The sequence below is a fragment of the Chishuiella changwenlii genome (genome assembly GCF_900142565.1).
In the GTDB taxonomy this organism is placed as follows: domain Bacteria; phylum Bacteroidota; class Bacteroidia; order Flavobacteriales; family Weeksellaceae; genus Empedobacter; species Empedobacter changwenlii.
Genome location: NZ_FRBH01000007.1, coordinates 168,885 through 192,260 on the forward strand (window position 1 = coordinate 168,885; position 23,376 = coordinate 192,260).

18 protein-coding genes are annotated in these 23,376 nt (G+C 28.5%); 10 read left to right on the top strand and 8 right to left on the bottom strand.

Features of this window, described 5'->3' with window-relative positions; all coding sequences use genetic code 11:
* The first annotated feature begins 22 nt into the window (after positions 1–22).
* Complete coding sequence (locus BUA86_RS09980) at positions 23–898, top strand: polysaccharide deacetylase family protein (RefSeq protein WP_072932318.1); 876 nt, start codon at positions 23–25, stop codon at positions 896–898.
* Here BUA86_RS09980 and BUA86_RS09985 read toward each other — a convergent pair.
* Genes BUA86_RS09985 through BUA86_RS10005 form a run of 5 tightly spaced genes read right to left on the bottom strand, consistent with a single transcriptional unit; the run spans position 895 to position 6,978 of the window.
* Complete coding sequence (locus tag BUA86_RS09985; RefSeq protein ID WP_072932320.1) at positions 895–1,698, bottom strand: class I SAM-dependent methyltransferase; 804 nt, start codon at positions 1,696–1,698, stop codon at positions 895–897. The two genes, BUA86_RS09980 and BUA86_RS09985, sit on opposite strands and share 4 nt — an antisense overlap.
* A gap of 44 nt (positions 1,699–1,742) precedes the next feature.
* Entirely contained in the window at positions 1,743–2,990 is a 1,248-nt protein-coding gene (locus BUA86_RS09990) for an oligosaccharide flippase family protein (RefSeq protein WP_072932322.1), read from the bottom strand.
* Positions 2,983–4,596: an asparagine synthase-related protein gene (locus BUA86_RS09995; RefSeq protein WP_072932324.1), complete on the bottom strand. Its 1,614-nt coding sequence runs from the start codon at positions 4,594–4,596 to the stop codon at positions 2,983–2,985. The genes BUA86_RS09990 and BUA86_RS09995 overlap by 8 nt, the downstream gene beginning before the upstream one ends.
* Positions 4,593–5,729, bottom strand: coding sequence for a glycosyltransferase (locus BUA86_RS10000; protein WP_072932326.1), 1,137 nt, complete (start codon positions 5,727–5,729; stop codon positions 4,593–4,595). Before BUA86_RS10000 ends, BUA86_RS09995 begins: the two co-directional genes overlap by 4 nt.
* Positions 5,719–6,978: a lipopolysaccharide biosynthesis protein gene (locus tag BUA86_RS10005; RefSeq protein ID WP_072932328.1), complete on the bottom strand. Its 1,260-nt coding sequence runs from the start codon at positions 6,976–6,978 to the stop codon at positions 5,719–5,721. The genes BUA86_RS10000 and BUA86_RS10005 overlap by 11 nt, the downstream gene beginning before the upstream one ends.
* Positions 6,979–7,030: 52 nt before the next feature.
* On the opposite strand from BUA86_RS10005, the gene BUA86_RS10010 reads away from it, so the two are divergent.
* The 6 genes from BUA86_RS10010 to BUA86_RS10035 all read left to right on the top strand — a co-directional run bounded on the left by BUA86_RS10010 (position 7,031) and on the right by BUA86_RS10035 (position 18,443).
* On the top strand, positions 7,031–7,726 hold the full coding sequence (locus BUA86_RS10010) for a YjjG family noncanonical pyrimidine nucleotidase (protein WP_072932330.1): 696 nt from the start codon (positions 7,031–7,033) through the stop codon (positions 7,724–7,726).
* A 388-nt stretch (positions 7,727–8,114) separates the two neighbouring features.
* The gene (locus BUA86_RS10015) at positions 8,115–11,201 is read left to right on the top strand and encodes a SusC/RagA family TonB-linked outer membrane protein (protein WP_072932334.1); all 3,087 of its coding nucleotides are present in this window, start codon (positions 8,115–8,117) and stop codon (positions 11,199–11,201) included.
* 10 nt (positions 11,202–11,211) lie between these two features.
* Positions 11,212–12,651 carry a RagB/SusD family nutrient uptake outer membrane protein gene (locus BUA86_RS10020; protein WP_072932530.1) on the top strand — a complete coding sequence of 480 codons (1,440 nt, stop codon included), beginning with the start codon at positions 11,212–11,214 and terminating at the stop codon, positions 12,649–12,651.
* 392 nt (positions 12,652–13,043) lie between these two features.
* On the top strand, positions 13,044–16,049 hold the full coding sequence (locus tag BUA86_RS10025; protein WP_072932336.1) for a SusC/RagA family TonB-linked outer membrane protein: 3,006 nt from the start codon (positions 13,044–13,046) through the stop codon (positions 16,047–16,049).
* An 11-nt stretch (positions 16,050–16,060) separates the two neighbouring features.
* A complete protein-coding gene (locus BUA86_RS10030; RefSeq protein ID WP_072932338.1) occupies positions 16,061–17,575 on the top strand; it encodes a RagB/SusD family nutrient uptake outer membrane protein in 1,515 nt (504 codons plus the stop codon).
* A gap of 208 nt (positions 17,576–17,783) precedes the next feature.
* Positions 17,784–18,443 (top strand): hypothetical protein, encoded by a 660-nt coding sequence (locus BUA86_RS10035; RefSeq protein ID WP_143147296.1) that lies wholly within the window; start codon positions 17,784–17,786, stop codon positions 18,441–18,443.
* A gap of 60 nt (positions 18,444–18,503) precedes the next feature.
* Here the strand turns inward: BUA86_RS10035 and BUA86_RS10040 are convergent, their stop codons facing one another.
* On the bottom strand, positions 18,504–19,211 hold the full coding sequence (locus tag BUA86_RS10040) for an endonuclease/exonuclease/phosphatase family protein (RefSeq protein ID WP_229731725.1): 708 nt from the start codon (positions 19,209–19,211) through the stop codon (positions 18,504–18,506).
* 386 nt (positions 19,212–19,597) lie between these two features.
* On the opposite strand from BUA86_RS10040, the gene BUA86_RS10045 reads away from it, so the two are divergent.
* The 3 genes from BUA86_RS10045 (at position 19,598) to BUA86_RS10055 (ending at position 22,399) form a co-directional block, all read left to right on the top strand.
* The gene (locus tag BUA86_RS10045) at positions 19,598–20,728 is read left to right on the top strand and encodes a 5-(carboxyamino)imidazole ribonucleotide synthase (protein WP_072932346.1); all 1,131 of its coding nucleotides are present in this window, start codon (positions 19,598–19,600) and stop codon (positions 20,726–20,728) included.
* 6 nt (positions 20,729–20,734) lie between these two features.
* The gene (gene purE, locus BUA86_RS10050) at positions 20,735–21,238 is read left to right on the top strand and encodes a 5-(carboxyamino)imidazole ribonucleotide mutase (RefSeq protein ID WP_072932348.1); all 504 of its coding nucleotides are present in this window, start codon (positions 20,735–20,737) and stop codon (positions 21,236–21,238) included.
* Between the two features lie 186 nt (positions 21,239–21,424).
* The gene (locus tag BUA86_RS10055; RefSeq protein ID WP_083580346.1) at positions 21,425–22,399 is read left to right on the top strand and encodes a DUF4421 family protein; all 975 of its coding nucleotides are present in this window, start codon (positions 21,425–21,427) and stop codon (positions 22,397–22,399) included.
* 67 nt (positions 22,400–22,466) lie between these two features.
* On the opposite strand, the gene BUA86_RS10060 is transcribed toward BUA86_RS10055, so the two are convergent.
* Positions 22,467–23,012 (bottom strand): YceI family protein, encoded by a 546-nt coding sequence (locus BUA86_RS10060; RefSeq protein WP_072932351.1) that lies wholly within the window; start codon positions 23,010–23,012, stop codon positions 22,467–22,469.
* Between the two features lie 5 nt (positions 23,013–23,017).
* A complete protein-coding gene (locus BUA86_RS10065; protein WP_072932353.1) occupies positions 23,018–23,374 on the bottom strand; it encodes a hypothetical protein in 357 nt (118 codons plus the stop codon).
* Between the last annotated feature and the right edge of the window lie 2 nt (positions 23,375–23,376).

The following is a 23,376-nucleotide window of genomic DNA, read 5'->3' on the forward strand; positions in this document are numbered from 1 at the left end:
AAAACGTTTAAACTAAAACTTTATGATAATAAGTTCAATAAAAAAAAACATATTTCCTTTTTATCATACAATTTCTAATCAAAGATTACCTCATATTGATAATTTGTATCCTTTGAAATCCATTGATCAATTTCAGCGAGAATTAGATTATTTACAGAAAAATTATCAAACAATTTCGTTAAAAGAATTGATTCGACTTGAGCAAGAAAACCAATATATTCCACAAAATAATTATTTTCATTTAAGCTTTGATGATGGATTAAAAGAATGTTTAACGATAATTTCGCCGATTTTAGAAGAACGAAACTTAGATGCTACATTTTTTATTAATCCAAATTTTATAGGGAATAAAGCGATCTTTTACAGATATAAAGTTGCTTTAATTTTAGAGAAAATAACAGATAAGAGTCTTAAGAATAAATTATTAAACTGTACTATCCATGATACAAAATGGATTGATTATTTAGTAAATGAAAATCAAATAAATTTATCGGATTTCGATATTTACTTAAATGAAAAGGATATTCAAGAATTAATAAATAAAGGATTTTCTATTGGAGCTCATTCTATGAATCATCCATATTATAGGGATATTTCTTTGGAGAATCAATTACAAGAAACAGAACAAAGTTTAGCTTTTTTACAAGAAACATTTAATTTAGATTATCGTGTTTTTTCTTTTCCATTTACAGATGATAATGTATCAAAAAACTTTTTTGATAGTATTGAGTTAGACCTATCATTTGGAACTGCTGGAATTAAAGATGATGAATTGTCAAATAACATTCAAAGATTGCCAATGGACAATTGTTTAATGAATCCTATACTATTTATAAATAAAAACCGTTTTAAATACTATTTACAAAAAATTGTCAATAAGCATATAGTTGTGCATTAATTTACTTTCAGTTCAACAGAAAATGTTCTTCTGGGATTATCGTATAATTTTAATTGATTTGTTTCGAAATTCTTTGGAATATAAATAGCACACATAGTATTTTCTACATGATAAATATTTTGATGTAATTCTTCTGGAGTTCCTTTTAAAATTGCATTCAAAATCTCGAAACGAATTCTTTCAGGAGAATAAGCATAGTCGTGCCAAATCACAATAGAATTTTCATGAACTAAATGTGTGAAAATATTTTTAGTATCAGATACAACAAAATCAAAATGATGATTTCCATCGATAAAAATAACATCAAATTTCTTATTTAATTTAGCGAAATCAAATTTTGTAGAATCGCCTAGATGTTGTTTTATTTTTGAATTTTCTTTGATGAAGTAAGAATGTGCTTTAGCATAATCTTCTGAAAAATGATATTTTTCAAAATCATTTATATCTAAATCTAATGTATTCAGATCTTCAGCAACATCTACTAAATTTATAATGCTTTCTCCACGCCAAGTTCCTATCTCAAAATATTTGCAACTAACAAAAGTTTTACAAGCATTTTTTATTAACAATAAATCTGTAATAAGAGATCCTCCATCTAAAAAAGCAACAGTTTCTAATTTGCCATCAAATTCTGGAAAAAGTTGAGGTAAAGATATCTGTCTTAATCCTTTTTTATAATCTGAAGGAGTTTTATGTTCCCAATTTTCATTTCTATTAAGAATATCATTTAATAACCAAGGATTCTTTATTATTTTAAAAATTCCTTGACCTGTTTTTGTTATTTTATTTATGAAAGACATTTTTAAGTTATTTTTTAATTATTAAATAAATTCCTCTTCTCAATTTAAATCTTCATTAAGTAGCTGCGAAATATAAATGCAGAACAAATACCCATTGATATAAATGTTAGAGCAAGCGATATTGCGAGCCCTATTATACCAAAAAAAGGAATTGTAATTAAACTTAATAAGACCATTAAAATGATAGAAATAATTGAAATGATTGTATTTTGTTTTACGTAACCTATTGCAGATAGTAAATTACCATATAAATTTCTTAAGCACATATTACAACACACAGAAAACAATATAATGAAGAAAATCCAGCCATTTTCTTGGTATTCATTTCCGAAAACAAATTGTAAAATCCAATCTTTTATAAAATAGCCTATGATCAGAATGATTATAGTTAGAGGAATGAATATTTTATAATAGTTATGAATATAAAATTTTAAATAGGATTTATTACTAGAGTTTGAAATTATTTTTGGTAAATCTGTCTGTATAAAAATAAGAGGAATAAACATTAAATTCATAGGTAAAATAATGGCAACTTTATAATTTGCAACTGCTTCTTCATTTAAAAAATATCCTATTAAAAAAACATCAATCATGAAAAGAGTTTCTGAAAAAAGATAAGTGAATGATGAATTAAGACAGTAATTCCAAAACTCTTTTATCTCAAAGTCTAATGATGGTAAAGACATCGGTAAGTAAATTTCTTTTTTATAAAAGAAGAGAGCTAACCAAGGAGTAATTGCTAAACTGATTAGATACCCCATTGTTCCAGTATAATAGGTAAGAAAAATACTAATTAAAACACCAAAACAATTTATAAAAATTGAAATGATAGAAAATTTATTATTTTGATATTGTATTCTATAGTAGGATAAAATGAAACTGTAGAAATATACTCCTAACATTCTTATCAAGAAAAAGACAATAATAACCCATATGTTTTCATATTTCAATTCATAAAATATTGAACAGAAAACAAATAATAGCATAAGAAGCAAGTGTCTTTTTAATCCTTCTTTAAAAATAAAATTTGCAAGAATGGTCTTGTCTTTTGCTTCTTTTTCTAATGAACCATAACGTAATAATCCTTGAATTGTACCAAATCCATTCATTGTAATTAAAACTCCGAAAAGTGAAGCAATTAATGTAATAGTACCATAATCTTTTTCTGAAATCATTCTTACAACAAAAATTACATTAATTAGCCCAACAAGCTTTTCAATTAGCATTGAAGAGAATACCATTAATCCTTTGTTTTTAAAAAAATCTTTTAGAAAAAGAGTAAAATTATTCATTAATATAAATCTGTTTTAGAGTTGAAAGAACAGTTAATACAGCAGATTTTTCATTAAAATTCCCTTGTTTGAATTGAAGAATAAGATTATTCTTTAATTCAAAAGATTCTACTAAATTAATATTCTCATCAAAATATATTTGCAATTCAGCTTTTAACTCTAAATTCTTTTGGTAATAATATTCATAAGCAGTCATGTCACTTTTTTCAAAATTTTTCAAAATTTTCTTCATGAAAATATTATAACCTCTTTTTACAAATTTATCTCCAATGATTGTATTAGAATTATTAGTAGGTTTTAAAAGGGTTCTTTCCCATATGTAATTTGTAGCTTTTTTATGTTTCTCATTAATCCATTCAATATATAATTGTTGATTAAATTTCCATTCTTCTGGTAAGCTCTGAGTAAATTTTAAAAAATCAGAATGCATAAATGGAGATGTTTGATAACTAAATTTTTCTGCAAGATATGACCCCATTACAGCACGATTGTAACCAACATTTCGTGTTAAGAATAATTCTTCAGAATCGTATGAAGCTATAATTTTATTAAAAAAATCTTCTGTAAATTTAAATAAACGTTCATTGGTAACAATTTTTCTCTTTGTTACAGGATGTTTAATAGGATGTATATTAAACATTCCTAAAATTCCATCTCCTAGTTGACCGCTATGAACTAAACCAAATTTGTTTTTATCTATGTGTTTGTATGCGAAATTTACATGAATACCACCATAATAATTAATTAAACCATTTGAGATTTTAGTGATTTCATCAACTTTTGTAATGTATTCGCCTCCATTTAATTTAACGAAATGAAATGGTAGTTGATAGTCTTTTGCAATTCTTTTTGCAATTCTTTCATCAAAATAATCCTTCTGAGAAAAACAAAAAACTTCATCTATATTATATTGATTTTCTAATGCTGCTAAAACGGTCATTCTAGAATCTAAACCTCCACTTAGTAATGCAAATGAATCTTTATTAATCTCTTTATCTTTTTCAAATTCTAATTTTACAGCATGATTAAAAAAGTCATCAATTTGTTCGATTGCTTCTTTTTTTGTTCCTTTAAATTGATCAAAATTTGTTTGATAAGATTTTAAATAATAGTTCGTATTTAGGACATCAATATCTATGTATTCAGCATTACATAGTTTTTTTACTTCTTTAATTGATGTATTATTTTCTAATGTATTTCCGAAAACCAAAATACTATACATAGAATCTTCATCAATAGAAAATGGAGTAGAGTTTTCTTGTAATGTTCTTGAAAGCCTAAATAAATCCGTATCTACATAAATTGTAGAATTTATTTTTGTGTAAAATAATTTTCTTGTTGCTGTAAAGTTAGTAAAACAATAAATTTTACTTTTAATTTTATCAACTATAAAACCTACAAACTCTCCTTCTAAATTTTTAAAAAAACTAGTTCCTTCCTCTTTATACTTTGAAAAAATTTGAGAGGATTTTAGATTTAATAAAACTCCCTCTATTACAATTAATACATCGTCGGAGTCATAACTAAAATTGTCAAAATGATCTTCTTTTAGATATAAATTATAATTTAATTGTCCGTTTAAAATATTTAAATTAAATCCTTTCATCTTAAAACGTTGTTGTAGACATCATCAATTTTTTTTGAAATAACTTCAGTCGAGAAATTCTTCTTTGCATAAGAATTCATTTCTTTTGAACTTGAAAACTGAGTATTATTAATGACTTTTTTCATTGCTAAATAAAGTTGTTCTTCATTATTTTTAGAAATAATAAAACCAAAATTTTCTGGGAAAAATTCTGAAATACCTCCAACATCAGTTGCAATAACAGGAATTCCAGAAGCGAATGCCTCTATTTGTACGCAAGGTTGATTTTCGTAATTGCTAAATAACACAAAACAATCTGCTTGTTTCATCTTTTCATTTACTTCTTCATGCTTTAATCTTCCAAAAGATTGAATATAGTTAGATAAATTATTCTGAGAAATAAAATTATCAATTAATGATAAATCTCCATTTCCTCCAATTTTAAATTTAAAATTATATCCTTCATCTACTAAACGTTTTGCAACATTTAGCATTCCGATAATATTTTTATGTTCATTACCTAAATGAGAAAGATGTAAAAATGTTTTCTCACTTGACATATGTTGATCTTTCACAGAAAATAAATCAACATCTACTACATTTGGAATTATGTTTACTTTTTTTATTTTGTAAACTAGACTCATTTTATCACTTAAGTCTTTTGAAACGGTTGTCAAAAAAACTACTTGTTCTAAAATTCGTTTAATTAATATTTTCTTATAAAAAGCTAATTCAATAAATCTTTCAGGAGAAAAAATGGTCCAATGCTCTGTAAGAACAATAGGTTTTCTATATTTTTTTTTCAAGTATACAGCAACAATACCAGCAGGATAAGTAACGTTAAGATGAATTAAATCAAAATTTTTAACCAATTTTACGCCTTTTAAATATGCAATTATTTGTTTTACTAAATTAAATGGACGAAAAATAGAAGGTTTAAAATAAATAATAATTTCTCTAACATTATGGTTGTTTTTGTCTGAGATCTCAAAATTATTTTTTAAAGTAATGTCTTTTATTGCATGAATTAAAGTAACATTATTTTTTGTGGAAATTGCACGTAAATATCTTTGAATAAAATCTCCATTATCCAAAAAAACTCTACTAGGATACCAAGAAGCTAATGCTAGAATATGTTTCTTATTATTTTCCAATATTTTTATAACGTTTCAATTCCTTCATTACAAAATATAATTGAATTAAATATCCAATTCCAGCAAAGAAAGAATAAAGAGATAACGTTAAAAGAATATTTTTATTTAGTCCTCCAATAATACAAGTTATAAAAGTGATTAATACCAAGTAAATATTGAAGTAGAAAGCATAATGGTTTTTTTTAATTACAACAACAATTTGTTGAATAGGATTAAGAGCTGCTCTACATAAAATCCAAAAAGAAAGAATCCAAGTCATCACATGTAAACCTTTCCACTCCGGTCCAAGAATCCATTCTAATATAAAAATTCCAATAAAGTTCATTAATAACAAGAATACGGCAATTGCCGCAACATTATACAAAATTACTTTTTTAGATAAATCATATAATTGATGTGCTCGATGAGTAATCATTCCAGCAGATTTTTGAAAGAAAACTTTTGACATCGAATTAGATAATAAAACCAATGGAACAACTAAAACCTTTGCGGCATTTCCATAAAATCCAGCATCTTCTTTCAGAAAATAAAATGCAATTAAAATTGTCATTAAATTATTCGCAATTGCATTTAACGATTCAGAAGGTAACGTATACTGAATGATTTCTTTATTTTGGAGAATTGTCTCTTTAGCCAAACCAAAATTTACAGAAGTAAATCTTCCTTTTGTAATCATAAAATAATAGACACAAGACAAAACAGTTCCGAAAATAGTTCCATAAATAAGACCAGTCTCTTTATAGTCTAATAAATAAAAAACATACTGAAATCCAATAGAAAAAATTGCATTGATAATTATGCCATTCGAAATACTTTTAAATAATTTATATTTAGTAAACAAAGAGGTTTGTACGTTATTCCAAGCTGTAAATAGGCCTGCAACACAACTTAAAAAAACAATAAATAAAGATGTTTTTAAAGAAAAAATTTCTTCGAGAGTTACATATCCCAAAAAGAATAAAAAAGTAACAATTGTGCTTAAAATTAATAAAGTGGAAAATAAATTTCGAATAGCTTTTGAAGATTTAGAAATTACAAAAATATTCTCTAATCGGAAAGTTGTTAATATAGAAAGTATAGCAACAAAACTTAAAAAAGTATTATAAGTACCGGAAGCTTCTGGGCCATAAAATCTTGCCAAAACTAATCCTCCAGAAACCATAATTACTTGCGCAATTGTATTTCCTGCTAACAATGATAAAACACCTTTGGCATTTTTTGTTTTAAATTTTTCTAGCTTCCCTTTCAATTGAATTTTTTAATGCCTAGCAAATTTACACAAAATCCTTAGCTTTGCATTTATGAACACAATAAAACACGTTTTTTTCGACCTAGATAATACGCTTTGGGATTTCAGAAAAAATGCAAAATTTGCTTTAGCAGAACTCTATATAAAATATGACGTAGAAACTAAACATGGATTTTCTTTCGATGAATTTCATCCATATTATCACCAAAGTAATGAGGGATTATGGGCTCAAATTAGAGATAAAGAAATAACGAAAGAAGAATTACGTGCAAGACGTTTTAAACAAGCTTTTGATAATTTAGGAATTGATGATGATGAATTAGCTGCTATTTTCGAGGAAGAATACATGGAAACTATTACAAATTATAATGAAGTTGTAGACGGAGCTATGGAGTTGTTAGATTATTTAAAACCAAAATACTCTTTACATATTATTACAAATGGTTTTATAGAAGTTTCTAAAAGAAAAATTGAATCTTCTATTTTAAATGGTTATTTTCAAACAGTTACTTATGCAGATGAGTTAAAAATACTAAAACCAGATCCAAGAATTTTTTCACATGCTATAGAAAAATCTGAAGCTAAAAAAGAAGAATCGATTTACATTGGTGACGATTGGATTGCAGATGTAGTAGGGTCAAAAAAATTCGGAATGTCTTCTATTTTCTTTGATCGATTAAATGATAATTTTTCTATGGATGATGTTCCTACAATTACACATTTGGATGAAGTAAAGAATTACTTATAGAATAATTTTTAAACAATATGATGAAAGCCGACAAAAATTTTATGATATTTTTGTCGGCTTCTTTAATTTTAAGTTAAAGAATTGAAAAATTATTATCATTTATTTTGTCAATTTTAGTAGTGTAAAACACTTAATAAATACTTGCGTTTTGATGTTAAGTTTTATTGTGATTATATATTTTTTAATAGAATAATATATAATGATTTTATTATTTAATTTTTTGGAAGCTATATTCTTTTTTAATTAAAAACAATCGATTGAATTATTTTAATTGGTAAAAAAAAATAAATATTAAATATTTTAATAATGCATTAATTATTAAGCTCTTAACTTTTTTAAATAGAACATATTACGGAGTTTTGTAAACTAACCTATTTATAAAAAGACTATGAGGAAAAGAATTACATCTTTGAGTTTATTCGCTTTCCTAGGATTAGGAACAGTAGTTTTTGCTCAAGTAACAGGTGTTGTAAACGATGCTAATAATTTCCCTGAAGCCGATGTTGAAGTTTCTATAAAAGGAACATCAAATGTTGTTTATACAGATGCTGAAGGAAAGTTTGATATTGACGCTAAAATAGGAGATATTTTAGTTGTTAATGGAAAAGATTTTAAAGTAACTTCTAGTAATTTAGGCGTTATAAAGTATACGGTAGAATCCAAAGAATTAGATGAAGTAGTTGTAGTTGCTTTTGGTAAACAACGAAAAGAGGCTATAGTAGGTTCTGTTTCTGTTATTGATGAAAAAGTATTAGAAAAACAAGTTGCTACAAACCCTTTGTCAGCCTTACAAGGCTCAACATCTGGGGTTAGTATAATAAACAACGGAGGGCAACCAGGAGCTGCACCTTCAATTAGAATTAGAGGAATTGGTTCTATTAATGCTTCTGCAGAACCTTTGATTGTTGTAGACGGAGTACCATTTAATGGTAATATTTCTATGATTAGTCAAGATATGATAAAATCTATAACAGTTCTTAAAGATGCTGGTTCTACAGCTTTATATGGAGCTAGAGCCTCTAATGGTGTTATCTTGATAGAAACAAAGAGTGGTAAAATGAATATGGCACCACAGGTCTCTTTCTCGTCACAATTTGGTGTAGCAGATCAATCAGTAAAACTTCATAAAAGGGTAAGTAGTGATGATTTCATGAAATATACTTGGGAAGCTATAAAGAATACCAATGGAGCAGAAAGTGCTACATCTGGGTTAATTCCTAGATTAGGATATAATCCTTATGGACCAAATTTTCCTAATCCGATTGATGTTAATGGTAATTTATTACCAGGAGCACAACTATTATGGGATACAGATTGGGAAAATTTATTAATTAATAATGCTGCAACAAGAAGAGAGTATTCTCTTAGTGTAGATGGAGGAAGTGAAAAAACAACCTATAGTTTTGGAGGAGGATATTTAAATCAAGAAGGTTCTGTTAGAACGTCTCGATTTGAGAGAACAACACTTAGAGCTAATATTGTTTCTAAAGCAACAGATTGGTTAGAATTAGGATTTAATTCTTTAATATCATTTAATCATGAAGTCGGACCTACACAATCAGGTAATACTTTTCAATCTCCTATTCAATGGATTAACAATATGTCTAGTATTTATCCATTACACAGGAGAAATCCTAATGGAGAATTAATAAGAGACATACAAGGTAATCTTATTTATGATTATGGAAATAATGGAAGAGGTGTAAATGAAAGTAGACCTATACTTAGTATAGAGAATGCTTTAGGTGCTTTAGAAAATTACAGAATAACAAATAAAATAACGAACGTTAGTGTTAGTGGTTTTGCAAAAATTAATTTCACAGATTTTCTATCTTTAAAAACACACATTTCTTATCAGTCTTATTTATTGGATAATTCTAATTGGTCTAGTAATTTATATGGAAATGCAGCGTCTGTAAATGGACGCGTTACAAAAAATAGAGATACTCAAGCGACGAAGAATATTATTAATAGCTTAAATTTTGATAAATCTTTTGGAGATCATAATTTAAAAATTGATGCAATTATGGAGTTGTACGATTATAATTATGAAACGATGAGAGCGCGAGGTACAGGTTTTGTTTCTGGTATTGATGTACTTAGTGGTACTACTAATCCTGAGAGTGTTTTAGGAAGAGTTTTTAGAGAGCGTAACTTAAGTTATATGTCGCGTGTAAGCTACGAGTATAGTAAAAAATACTTTTTAGAAGGATTATATAAGAAAGAAGCTTCATCACGATTTGGTCCAGACCATAGGTGGGGAGAATTTTATGCAGCAGGCGCAGGATGGATTATCTCTCGAGAGAATTTCTTAAAAGGATCTAAAGTAGTATCAAATTTAAAATTAAGAGGATCTTATGGAGAAACAGGAAATAATAGAATATTAGATCCAAATGATGAAAATGCGCAAAGCTTCTTCCCTTACTCACAAAATTATAATGCTGGTTGGTCTAATTTAGGTGCTATAGGATTAAATATTTCACCAATTGTAAATCCTAATCTTACTTGGGAAAAACAGGTTACTACAAATATTGGATTAGATTTTGGCTTTTTTAATGATAGAATTTCGGGATCTATTGAGTATTACAATAAGGTTTCTAAAGACTTGATTATGGATTTTGCTATTCCTTCTTCAAGTAGTGCAGGTTTTGTTGGTTATACTACAAATGTTGGAGTTGTTAAGAATTATGGTATTGATATTAATTTAAGAACTGCAAATATTCGAAAGAAAGATTTTGAATGGACAACAAGTATTAATGTTGGGACTTATAGAAATAAATTAACAAAATTAAATGGTTCAGATGGTATTACTACTGAGATGAGACGCTTAGAAGTAGGAAGTAGTATCTATGATTTTTACCTATGGGAATGGGCTGGTGTAGATCCTACAGATGGAAAAGCAATGTGGTATACTGATGACGAAGATGGAAATAAAGTAACAACAAAAAATTATGCTTCAGCTAAACGTTACAAACAAAATAAATCATCTTTACCAGATTTTGAAGGAGGTTTTACCAATTATTTTAGATACAAAAACTTCGATTTAAATGTCTTATTTAACTTTAGTGTAGGTTCTTATATTTATGATTTTACTTACGCTAATTTAATGAGATCTGGTAATAGAGCAGGGAATCAATGGTCGAAAGATATAGAGAATAGATGGCAAAATCCTGGAGATATTACAAATGTACCAGTATTGACAATATCAAATAACGATGACATCTCAAGATCTACAAGATTTTTGTTTAAAAATGATTATCTAAGATTAAAAGCATTAAATATTGGGTACAATTTTTCGGATAAAAATGTTCGTCAGATGGGAATAAAAGGATTAAGAATTTATTTTCAAGGAGACAACTTGTTGACTTTTCAATCGCATAAAGGTATCGATCCTGAGCAATCTGTTACAGGAGTTACTAATAACAGATCTTATCAACAAAGAGTTTACACTCTAGGATTTAATGTTAAATTATAACAATAATAAAATGAAAAAATATATAATTTTATCAATTGCAACCTTATCTCTTCTTACATCTACAGCATGTATGGATGATTATTTAAATGAACCTTCACCTTCTCAACAAGGATCAGTTACTCCAGAAGAAGCATTCTCAACGAAAAGTAATGCTACAGGAGTTATTGCAGGTATGTTGAGACAACAAAGAAGACCATGGAATGAGTATGATAGAACTGATGTAGGAGGATTGTATTCGTTACTTTTTGCCAGAGCAGTAAAAGGGTCAGATATTCAGTTAAATGAAAACTGGTATGGAGATGATTATAGAAATGAAGATCGTGAACCAACTTCTAATAGGTCTGGATTTACATGGAGATTTCCTTATATGATGATTGGAAGAAGCAATTATTTTATAGAAGGGGTAGAGGATTCGGAAGGAATTGTTGATACTGACAAGCCAGCATTATTGGCACAAGCAAGAGCAATTAGAGGATTTTATTATTTTCAATTAGCTTTAGAATTTAATCATGCATATAAAAACAATCCTCAAGCTATAGCACCACCTGTTTACACAGCGGTAGATTTAGACGGTAAACCAATGGGGACTTTAGAGGAGCTTTACAAACAAATTATATCCGATTTAGAATATGCTGTAGAAAATGCTTCAACTTCTAGAAGAGATAATTCTTGGGTGAATAAACAAGTAGCTGCAGCTATGTTAGCAAATGTTTATTTATCAATGGAAAATTGGTCTGGTGCAGAAGAAATGGCTAAACTTGCTTACGGAGGTAATGTTACAGAAGCTTTAAACAGTATTAGTACTTATCAACCTTCTGGTTTTAATAATGCAGGAGATAAAGAATGGTTATGGTCTATGTCGCAACAAGCAGATCAATCTAATTATTATTTTATGGCACCGCATGCTTTTTTCTCTCCCTCAGGTTATGGTAATGCTTTTGTAAATACAACTTTTTATGATTCGTTTGATGAAAATGATAGAAGAAAAGAGGCTATGAGTATTACAAATTCTAATTTTGAAGCTACTGATATAAGATACTTATCTTCAAATAAATTTGTTTTCTCATTTGGTGGCTCAATGCCAATTTATAGAACTCCCGAATTTATTCTGGTTGCTGCAGAAGCTGCTGCAAGACAAGGAAATTCTTTAGAAGCTCAGCAAATTTTAAATCAATTTAAAACAACACGATATACGGAATATATCGATCAAAATTTAACAGGAACAGCTCTAATTGATGAAATTTTACTTGAACGTCGTAAAGAAATGTACGGAGAAAATGGAATCCAATGGTTTGATGCAAAAAGACTTCAACAAGGTATAGAAAGATCAGGAAATCATTCGGTTAAAATTAATTTAGCACCAAATGATATTCGATTTATTATGAAAGTTCCACAAGTAGAAATTGATAATAATAAACATATCGATGCATCAGTAAATAATAATCGATAAATCTATTCTGTATTTTTATCTATAACATAGTATGATTAGAATAAGAATAATATTCATGATTCTGATTAATTAGAATCATTTAAAATAGAAGTTATTTTTTAATAAAAAAATATAAAAAACGATTTTAATTTTAAGGCTATTTCGCTAATTGCGAAATAGCCTTTTTATATTTCATTAACTAAACAAAATAGCTTAATTCCTCATTAAAAAATTTAAAATATCACCAATAAGAAAATAGATTAAGTTAAAAAATTAACATATTGATAATATAATAGCCCTATAAATACGAGTAGTTCATCAAACACTTAATAAATGAAAAAAAACATGTAACTTTTTGGAAATCTTAAAAAAAAGTTAGAGTTTTGTTTAAAATGTTATAAAAATTATAAACTATGAGGAGAAGATTAACATCTTTGAGCTTACTAGCTTTCCTAGGGTTAGGAACATTAGCTTTTGCTCAGGTTACGGGTGTAGTTAACGACGCTAACGATTTCCCAGAGGCAGACGTAGAAGTTACTGTGAAAGGTACTGATAAAGTTGCGTTTACTGATGAAAACGGAAATTTTAACATTGATGCAAAAGTAGGTGATACGTTAGTTATCAATGGAAAAGAATTTAAAGTAACATCTACTAGTTTAGGTGCATTAAAGTATTCAACTACTGAAAATGTAGCCTTAGATGAGGTAGTTATTACGAGTATTTTCGAAGCTCCTGCAAAAGCAGGACAAACAATTGTAAATTCAGATCAAATTAAGGATTTTAATCCTAGTTTATCTGTTGATCAAATGTTAGGAGGAAAAGTTTCTGGTTTAATTTCTCAAGCTCAAAGTGGAGCGCCAGGTTCTACTGCAAACGTTACAATTCGTGGAGCTTTAGGATTAAGTGGAGGTGTAAAATCTCCGTTATATGTTGTTGATGGAACTTACATGTCTGAAACAGATATGAACTCGATTAATCCTTCTGATATTGAAACTATCAAAGTATTAAAAGAGGCATCACAATTAGCTATTTATGGTGCGAGAGGGGCGAATGGAGTTGTTATTGTTAAGACAAAAACAGCTAAAAAAGGAGCAACTACTGTAAGTTATTCAAGTAGAATTGGGGTTACGAATATGATGGATTTACCAAATATTAAGGTAATGAATTCTTCACAACTTTTAAATTTCCAAAGAGGTTTATATGATTTAGATCCTACTGCGGGTTATGGTATTGATTGGACACCTGCTGAAATTGCAGAATTATCAAAAACAAATACTAATTGGGCTGACGAATCGTACAGAACAGGAATTTTAACTTCAAACCACATCTCTATTTCTAGTAATGAAGGTAACTTAAGTCAAAATTTTAGTATTGGTCATGATAAAGATCAAGGAGCTGTAATTTATTACAAAGGATTTGAAAGAATTACATCATCTTATAACTTTACATCAAAAGCTAAAGATTGGTTAAGAGTAGGTGCAAATGTTAATGGTTCTTACCAAACAAGAGATATTCCTCGTGATAGATTCAACGCACAGTCGGTATTTAACGCTGTTTTAGAGAATCAACCATATGCAGATGTATACATCTATGATGATCAAGGAAATATAACTTACGATCAATGGGGTTATCCTGTTTACAACCCAAATAATGGAGGTGGATATCCTACATTAGATGAGATGGCAAAAATGTATAATAGAACTAGACAGTTTAAATTATTTGGATCTGCTTATGTAGAGGCTGATTTATTTAAAAATGTTACTGCTAGATCTACTTTTGGTGCTACTTATGTAAGATTACAACAAGAAATTTTTAATAGAGGTAATACTTACTTGGCTCAATTATTAGGAAGTCCAGCAAGTAAAACTGACGATTCTAGAGATAATCTTAATTATAACTGGAGAAATGAGATTAGCTACGTTAACTCTTGGGATAAACACAACCTTAGAGCAACGGTAGCGAGCGAGTTTCAAAAATACAATAATTACCGAATGGTAATTGCAGGTAGAGGTTTCCCTAATAACGATTTAGTTACGCAAAATTTAGCGCAAGAAATTTTAGGAGGAGGATCTTCTTTCACTAACAGATCTCAAATTGTAAGATACGGTTACATTGGAGCATTATCTTATGATTACGATAGAAAATATATGTTAGATGCATATATTCGTCGTGACGGAACTTCATTAGCTGGATGGAACAGTATGTATGGAACTTTCTGGGGATTCTCTGTTGGTTGGGATATCGCTAGAGAAGAATTCTTAAAAGGAAGTAACGTTGTTAACAGTTTAGTTATTAAAGGATCTTATGGAGAAGTAGGTGATGATTCTGCTTTAACAACATATTCTAACTTAAACTTAATTAGCTTAGGTTTCTATAATGGACAATTCTCAGGAACTCCAAGTAGAAATATCGCTAACGCTGATGTAAGTTGGGAAACGAATAAAAAATTAAACTTAGGACTTGAGTTTGCTTTGTTTAAAAATAAACTTACAGGATCTGCAGCATATTTCCAAGATAAGAGAAATAACTTCATTTTCCCTAATCAATTTTCATACACAAATGGAGGATACAGATCTTTCATGAATGCAGGGCAATTGACTACAAATGGACTTGAGTTAGACTTAAATTATGAAGTTGTTCGTACTAAAAACTTCGACTTATCTCTTTATGGAAATATTACAAATGTAAATTATAAAGTTAATCAGTTGAACGGTACAAGTCAATTATTTGTATCAGGAAGTGCTGAAAACTTAGTTCATATTGAAGGTCAAACACCATATCAATTTTATTTAGTTCGTTGGGCTGGAGTAAACAGTCAAACAGGTGAAGCTCAATACTATGATATTGATGGAAACATTACGACTACTTATGATGGTGGAGATGCTGTTGCTACAGGGAAAACACCATTACCTAAAGTATTCGGGGGATTCGGATTAAATACAAAAGTATACGGTTTCGATTTAAATGCTGATTTTACATATTCTGCAGGTGGATACTCTTATAACAATGTTTATCAGTGGATAACAGATCCAAATGGAATAACAAATAAAGATGTTTCTGCTAATGATTATTGGAGAAATCCAGGTGATAATGCAAGATTTGCTCGTCCAGACGCTTCAGGTCATCAATATTCTACTCAATTCTTAGAGAAGAGTGATTACATCTTATTTAGAAGTTTATCTTTAGGTTATAACCTTGATAAGAAATTGTTAGATAACACACCTTTAAAGTCTTTAAGAATTTACGGACAAGTGCAAAATTTAGCTATGTTTACTAAATTCCATGGAAACCCAGTTCAAGGAACAGGTTCATCAGAATCTAGTACAGTATCAAGTACAGGATACGTTTCAAATTCATTTGCTGGATTTGGTTACCCAATGACAAGAACATATTCATTAGGAATTAATGTATCATTTTAAATTTTAGAACAATGAAAAAGAAAATATTTTTATCATTATTAACGTTATCATTCGCATTAAGTTTTACTTCATGTAATGAGGATGATTTACAATTAGATTCACCAAATGATCTAAATGACAATACATTTTGGAAAACAGACCAAGATTTTGAAATAGCAGTAAAAGGAGTATATGATGGGTTTAAATCTCTTGGTTTTTATGGAGGTTCATCTAATGCTAGAGATATGATTATTGTTGGAGATTTATTATCTGATAACTTAGTTTTTAATCCAGGAGGAAGAAGAACAAATTATTTATCTTCATACTTTGCTTACAACAGTAACTCAACTCCAACAGATGTTTATCAATATGGATATGTAATTATCTCTAATGCTAACATGATATTATCTAAAATTGATAATTTACCTGCTGGTGCAACAAAAGATAAATTTGCTGCAGAAGCGAAAGCATTAAGAGCTATTGCTCATTTTGAAATAGCGAAAGCTTATGCTCAAATTCCTACTCAAGCAGCAGGTTCTGCAAACTCTGTAGGAATTCCATTTATCAATACTTACGATCCTAAAGGAACAGTAACAAGAGATGCTACAATAAATGAGGTTTATACTAAAATCATTAATGATTTAGAGTCTGTATTACCAAGTTTACCAACAGCTAACTATCAGTCTGCTGCGTCAAACTCTAATGCTTACTACAGATTAAATCAAACATCTTTAAGAGGTATTTTAGCTAAAATCTATTTATATGTAGGAAATTATCCTAAAGTTATTGAGCATGCTACACCTGTAGTAAATGCAGTAGTACCTACAAATAAAGACTCATTAGATGAGTTCTGGAAAACAGAAACTAATCAAGGTGCTTTAATTGTATTTCCTTTCTTTAGAACAAATGATTTACAATTAGGAACTAACTATAGCCAAGGAACAAGTCCTTCTAACTATAGATTTGAGTATTCTGTTGATAAAGCATTATATGATTTATATAATCCAACAACAGAACCAGAACGTTTATCAACAAGTATTATAACAACTCCAACTATTTATGATACAGCTCCTCAACACGCTGTAGCTAAATATATGGTTAGTAGAACAGGTTATAATGCAGGTGTTAACGACGGAAGATACTTAAGAGTAGAAGATGTTATTTTAACTTTAGCAGAAGCTCAATATTTAAGTGGTAACCAAGCAGGTGCTTTAGTTACTTTAAATAAATTAAGAGATGCTAGATATACTTCTTACGCTGGAGGAGAAACTGGTGATGCTTTATTTGAAGCGATCATTACTGAAAGACGTAAAGAGTTAGCTTTCGAAGGAGATAGATTCTATACTATTAAACGTTTAATGGGTGTATCAGGAATTCCTGCAAAATATGCTCAAGGATTACAACGTGCAGGTAATGGACATAGAGCAGATGGTAGTGGAACAGTTTCACCAACTCAATCTTTACCAAAATCATCTCACTTATGGCAATTCCCAATTCCACAAGCAATTATCAATATTGATAAGATTAGCCAAACAGAGGGTTATTAATAAATATTATAAGTTATCTTAAAAGATAATTTTATTAAATATTAAAAAACTAAAATCATAACAGAATTTATTCTGTTATGATTTTTTTTATATCATTACTTTTGAGTTAATCTGCTAACTAATAGATTATTTATAAAAAAACAATAATGAATTTAACGCTATAGATTTATTTTTTTCTATATTTATAGAGTACTAAAAAAATAGATTTATGAAATATCTAATGACAGTCTTATTGGTTTTATCATTTATAAAATCCGAAGCTCAAGATCAAGATTCTAAGATGACAACAGGATTTTTTGGAGTTGAGATGAAAGATAACAAGAAAGATATTGTAGGCTCTCCATATATTGATGCAAACTTTTCTCAATACACAATTACTGGTCATAAAACGAATGATGTACCATCATTAAGATACAATAATTATTCTGATCAAATGGAGTATATGAAAGATAAGGCTTCTTATGATTTAGATAGAGTAAATAATATGATTGTATCGCTTAGAAATGGAAATAAAACATATGTATATTTAGATGAATATTTTGTTGGAAATGATTCTAAATCTGGATATTTACAAGTTTTATTATCTGGTAGTAAGTCTACATTATATAAAAAAGAGGCTGTAATCATACAAGAAAAATTAGTAAAAGAAGATGTGATGGATGTAGGAAAAAAAATACAAGAGTATTCTACTTCAAAACCACAATACTTCTTAAAACTTAATGATAAGGTAGTTGCTGTTCCTCAGAAAAAAGGAGATTTTAATGATTTATTTACTGATAATGAATCAAAAGATTTTATAAAAAAGAATAAAATATCTTCTACAAAAGAGCAAGACTTAATCAAACTGGTTAATTTTTTAAATAAATAAAAAATCCCCTCAAGACGAGGGGGTTTTTATTTTATATATTCTTCTTAAGAGTATAGAGAACTATTCTATTCTCAACTCAGCTATAATAGGGAAATGATCAGATTTAATGTTTTCTCCACGATAGAAATTTGTCACATTAATAGATTTGGAAACCCAACACTGATCGATATTTGTTCTAAAAAGAGGAATAAAAGCATTCCAAGAATTATTTAATCCGAAGCCAGAACGAGCATCCTTCATTTTGTCTGATTGTACTAATTTAAAATTGGGTGAATAAACTGTCGAATTCAAATCTCCAATTAATATAATATTAGAAATTTTCATTTCATCAATCTCTTTTTTCATTAATTGATATTGCTTATTTCTTCTTTCAAATCGTGCCTGATTTGGTAATGGAGGAACAGGGTGTGTTGCCAAAATAGAAAGAGATTTACCGTTAATTTTTAATTCTCCAATTAATGACGGATGCATTTCATCAATATAATTTTTTGTAACAATTGTATCAAAGGGAGTTTTAGAATAGATGGCTATTCCGAAATTATTATCTCGAACTTCTTCTTTAAAATAAGGATATTCTTTTCTAATGAAATCAATATTTTTTTGCCAATCGGGAGTTAATTCTTGTAAAACTAAAACATCAGATTTCTCCGTTTTTAAATAATTCTTAAGCTCTTGAAATTCGCTATTCTGAGAAAAAATATTAATCGAAATTATTTTAAAATTTGGCTTTTCTCCTTTCGCATTTTCTCCAAAATAAAAATTTCCCATATTAAGATAAACTATGTAAGGAATTACAAAAATGGGAAGTAAAAAAAGTATATTTTTTTTCTCATTTTTTCTAATGGCATAATTATAAAGTAAACATAAAAAGAACGCTATAATTAAAGCGTAAATAGAATAATGTACCAGCATATCAAATATAAAATATTCATAAAAACTTTTGCTGATTAAATAAATTCCTATAAATACAAAAAATAATATTTTACTCCATTTTGCTAACATTTCATCAGGGTGTTTTAGTTCGCTGTAAAAGTAATGTATAATACTTACTAAGCCTCTCAAAAAATACTTAATTCTATTATTCTTTACATAAAAATTGACCTTAATTCTTTTTGAGGCATTTAAAAAATTATATTATTCATTAACTTTGCATTATGATAAAAATCGGAATTTTAGGAGGAGGGCAATTAGGTTATATGTTTTTGCAAAATGCATTACAGTATCCTTGTGAGATTAGTATTTTAGATCCAGCAGCCGATGCGCCATGTGCACCACATGCTCATCATTTTGTACAAGGAGATTTTAAAGACTATGATACAGTTGTTGAATTTGGAAAAAATCTTGATGCAATTGGAATTGAAATAGAACATGTAAATGTTGAAGCATTACGCTATTTAAAATCAATTGGGAAAAAAGTAGTTCCAGATCCTGAAGCTTTGGCTATTATTCAAGATAAAGGAGTTCAAAAAGCTTTTTACACTTCAAATAATATTCCGACAGCACCTTATTTTGAGTTAGAGGATTGGGAAGAATTAAAATCTAAGCAAGATTTAAGTTATCCTATTTTTCAAAAATCTAAAAAAGATGGTTATGATGGTAAAGGTGTACAGTTCTTAAAATCTGAAGCCGATTTAGAGAAAATGCTTCAAGCTCCATCTATTTTTGAAACTCCAGCCGATTTAAATAGAGAAATTGCTGTTGTTACAGTTGCCGACCATTTAGGTAATATTGTAACATATCCTACAGTAGAATTTATCATAAATGAAGAATATAATTTATTAGATTATTTATTAATTCCATCTTCTTTATCTAAGGAGATTACAGATCGTGCAGAAGAAATTGCGCGTGATGTTGTAAAGGCACTAAATTCTCCTGGTGTTTTTGCAGTAGAAATGTTCTTAAATAAAGATAATTCTATTTGGGTAAATGAAACTGCTTCTCGTGTTCATAACTCTGGACATTCTACAATAGAAGCTGCTTATTCTTCTCAGTTCGATCAAATGTTGAGAACGCTAATGGAACTACCATTAGGATCAACAAAATTATTTACAACCTCTGCAATGGTTAATTTAATTGGAATAGAAGGGGAAACGGGAACAGCAGAGATTAAAAACATCGAAAAGTTATTGGAAATACCAGGAGCTTTCTTGCATTGGTATGCAAAAGCTATTACAAAACCTGGTCGTAAAATGGGACATGTAACTTTAGTAAATGATGATTTAGAAAAATTAAAACAAAACATAAAACAAGTTAATACAACGGTGAAAGTCGTTGCAAAAAAGTAAACAAATATGGTAGGAATTATAATGGGAAGTGATAGCGATTTGCCTATCATGAAACAAGCTGCTGAAATTTTAACAGATTTGAATATTCCATTCGAATTAACAATTGTTTCTGCTCATCGTACACCAGAACGTATGTTTGAGTATGCAAAAACTGCTCACGAACGCGGAATTAATGTTATAATAGCAGGAGCTGGTGGTGCTGCACATTTACCAGGAATGGTTGCTTCTATTACACCACTACCTGTAATAGGTGTTCCTATAAAATCTTCTAATTCTATTGATGGTTGGGATTCTATTTTATCAATTTTACAAATGCCAAATGGAATTCCAGTTGCTACAGTTGCTGTAAATGCAGCAAAAAATGCAGGAATATTGGCTGCTCGTATATTAGGAGCTACTAATCCTGAAATACAAGAAAGAATGATTAGTTATCAACAAGATCTACAAAAAGCTGTTGAAGCTAAAATAGAGATTGTTAAGGGAGAATATCCAAATGGATTTGATAAATAAAATTTTACATCAAAGTATTACATAAACTAAAACCCTGCAAATATTTGCAGGGTTTTAGTTTATGTAAAAGTTGCTTTATATAATATATTGACTTAAATATAATATTGTTATTTCTTATATATAAATAAAAAAATGAATAATATTAATTAAATTTATCGCACCAATCTTAATTATAAAAATCCTAAAATGAGAATTTATTCATATTATCTCTTTTTTATACTGAGTTCTGTTTTAGCTAACTCCCAAACAAAACGTGATAGTACAAATTTTATTTCTTATGAATCAGACATTATGATTCGTTCTAATTTTTATACAAATAGAGAAGCATACTTTTACACGTACGAAAATAATAATATACATCTAGTTACAAATAATAAAATTTATACATCCCTATCATTAGATTACGAAGTAATTAGTGTAGCGATTGGTTTTGCACCTAATATTATTTCTAGAAATAAAAATGATAGTTTAAAAGGTAAAAGCTCTTTTACTCAAATTAGTTTCAGTATGTTCCCTAAGAATTTTATACAAACTTTTGGATATAAGAGAAACAAAGGATTTTATTTGACGAATACAATAGAATATGATCCTAATTGGAGAGAAGGCATAGATCCCTATATACAATTTCCAGATTTAGAAATACAAGAATTTTTGGGAAGTACTTCTTATGTTTTTAATAAAAATTTCTCTGTAAAAAGTATTTATTATCAGAACGAATGGCAAAAGATAAGTAGTGGAAGTTTGATAACATCTTTGGATTATAATTTGACTGTAACACGTGATAAAATAGATGGAAAAATAAATCGAGACAACTTATTTAATTTCGGGATTAATATTGGTTATCATTATAATTGGATCGTCTCTAAAAATGTAAATATTTCTCCTCATATCTATGTAGGTTTAGGAGGAAAGAGTGAAACTGAGAATAATATGTATTTAGATAAACGTACTGGTGGAGGTTTATTTGTGGGTTATAATACAGATAAATTTTTATTTGGATCAAAAATTAACTTATCATTTTCACGCTATAAAATTAATTCGGGAGAAAGGGTTGAAAATGATATTATAAATGGATTATTTTACATTGGGTTTCGTTTTAAACCGCCTAAAGTAATTTCTAAAAATTATGATAATTTACAGAAAAAAGTACCTTTTTTGTAAAAAATAAACTCTCTAAAACTAATACGGTTTAAAGAGTTTATTATGCACTAAATATTTATTTACTTACTTATTGTTTTGATAATACAAAGTTATATTTGACATCTACTTCTTCTGCTATTTTTTTCATAACCATTTTAGGAATAGTTACCTTATAATCTGCAGGTTTAACTTTAAATGCTCCTTTAACAATTATTTTATTGTCCTTTAGTGAAACAGAAGCCAACGTATTTATTTCTTTTGCAACACCATGAAATGTTAGAGTTCCTTTAATATTATATTTTTTTGGAGTTGCTGAAAGATCAGACAATTTAAAAGTTACAATTTTACCTTTAAAAGTTGTTTTAGGATATTTTGCAGATTCTGCATAATTTTCGTTAAAATGTTCCTCCATTAATTTCACAGAGAACTTAAAATTATTCACCACAGTTACAGAAGCAATTGCTCCTGTCTCAGCATCAATTACTGTTGTGTTATTTTTATCTACAGCATTTATATCCTCAAACATTGGTACAGATGCAGAGAAAGATAGGTTTCCTGTTTTCGTAATGTACTTTTGTGCAGATAATAAACTTGTAAATAAGATTGCAATAACTAATAAAATTTGTTTTTTCATAATTTTTATTTTTCTGTTAAACCTTTATTTTTCCAGTCTATGATTGTATTAATTTCTGTATTTGGCATCCCATTAGGAGGCATACGAAATGGATCACCAGCTGGACGTTGTATCAAATCTATAATACGATCAATAGACCTTGTTACTTGTTGATAATTATTTAATGGTACCGATGATGCTCTTCCACTTGGAGAATGACAACCTGTACATCTAGTTTCAATAATTGTTTTTACTTGTCCTTCATAACTTATTGTATCTGTTATGACAGTTCCAGTAGAAATATCTTCGAAAGTGTTGCTATCGCATGACCATATAACAGCTACTATAACTGCTATTATTACTGTTAAAATTTTACTATTCATAA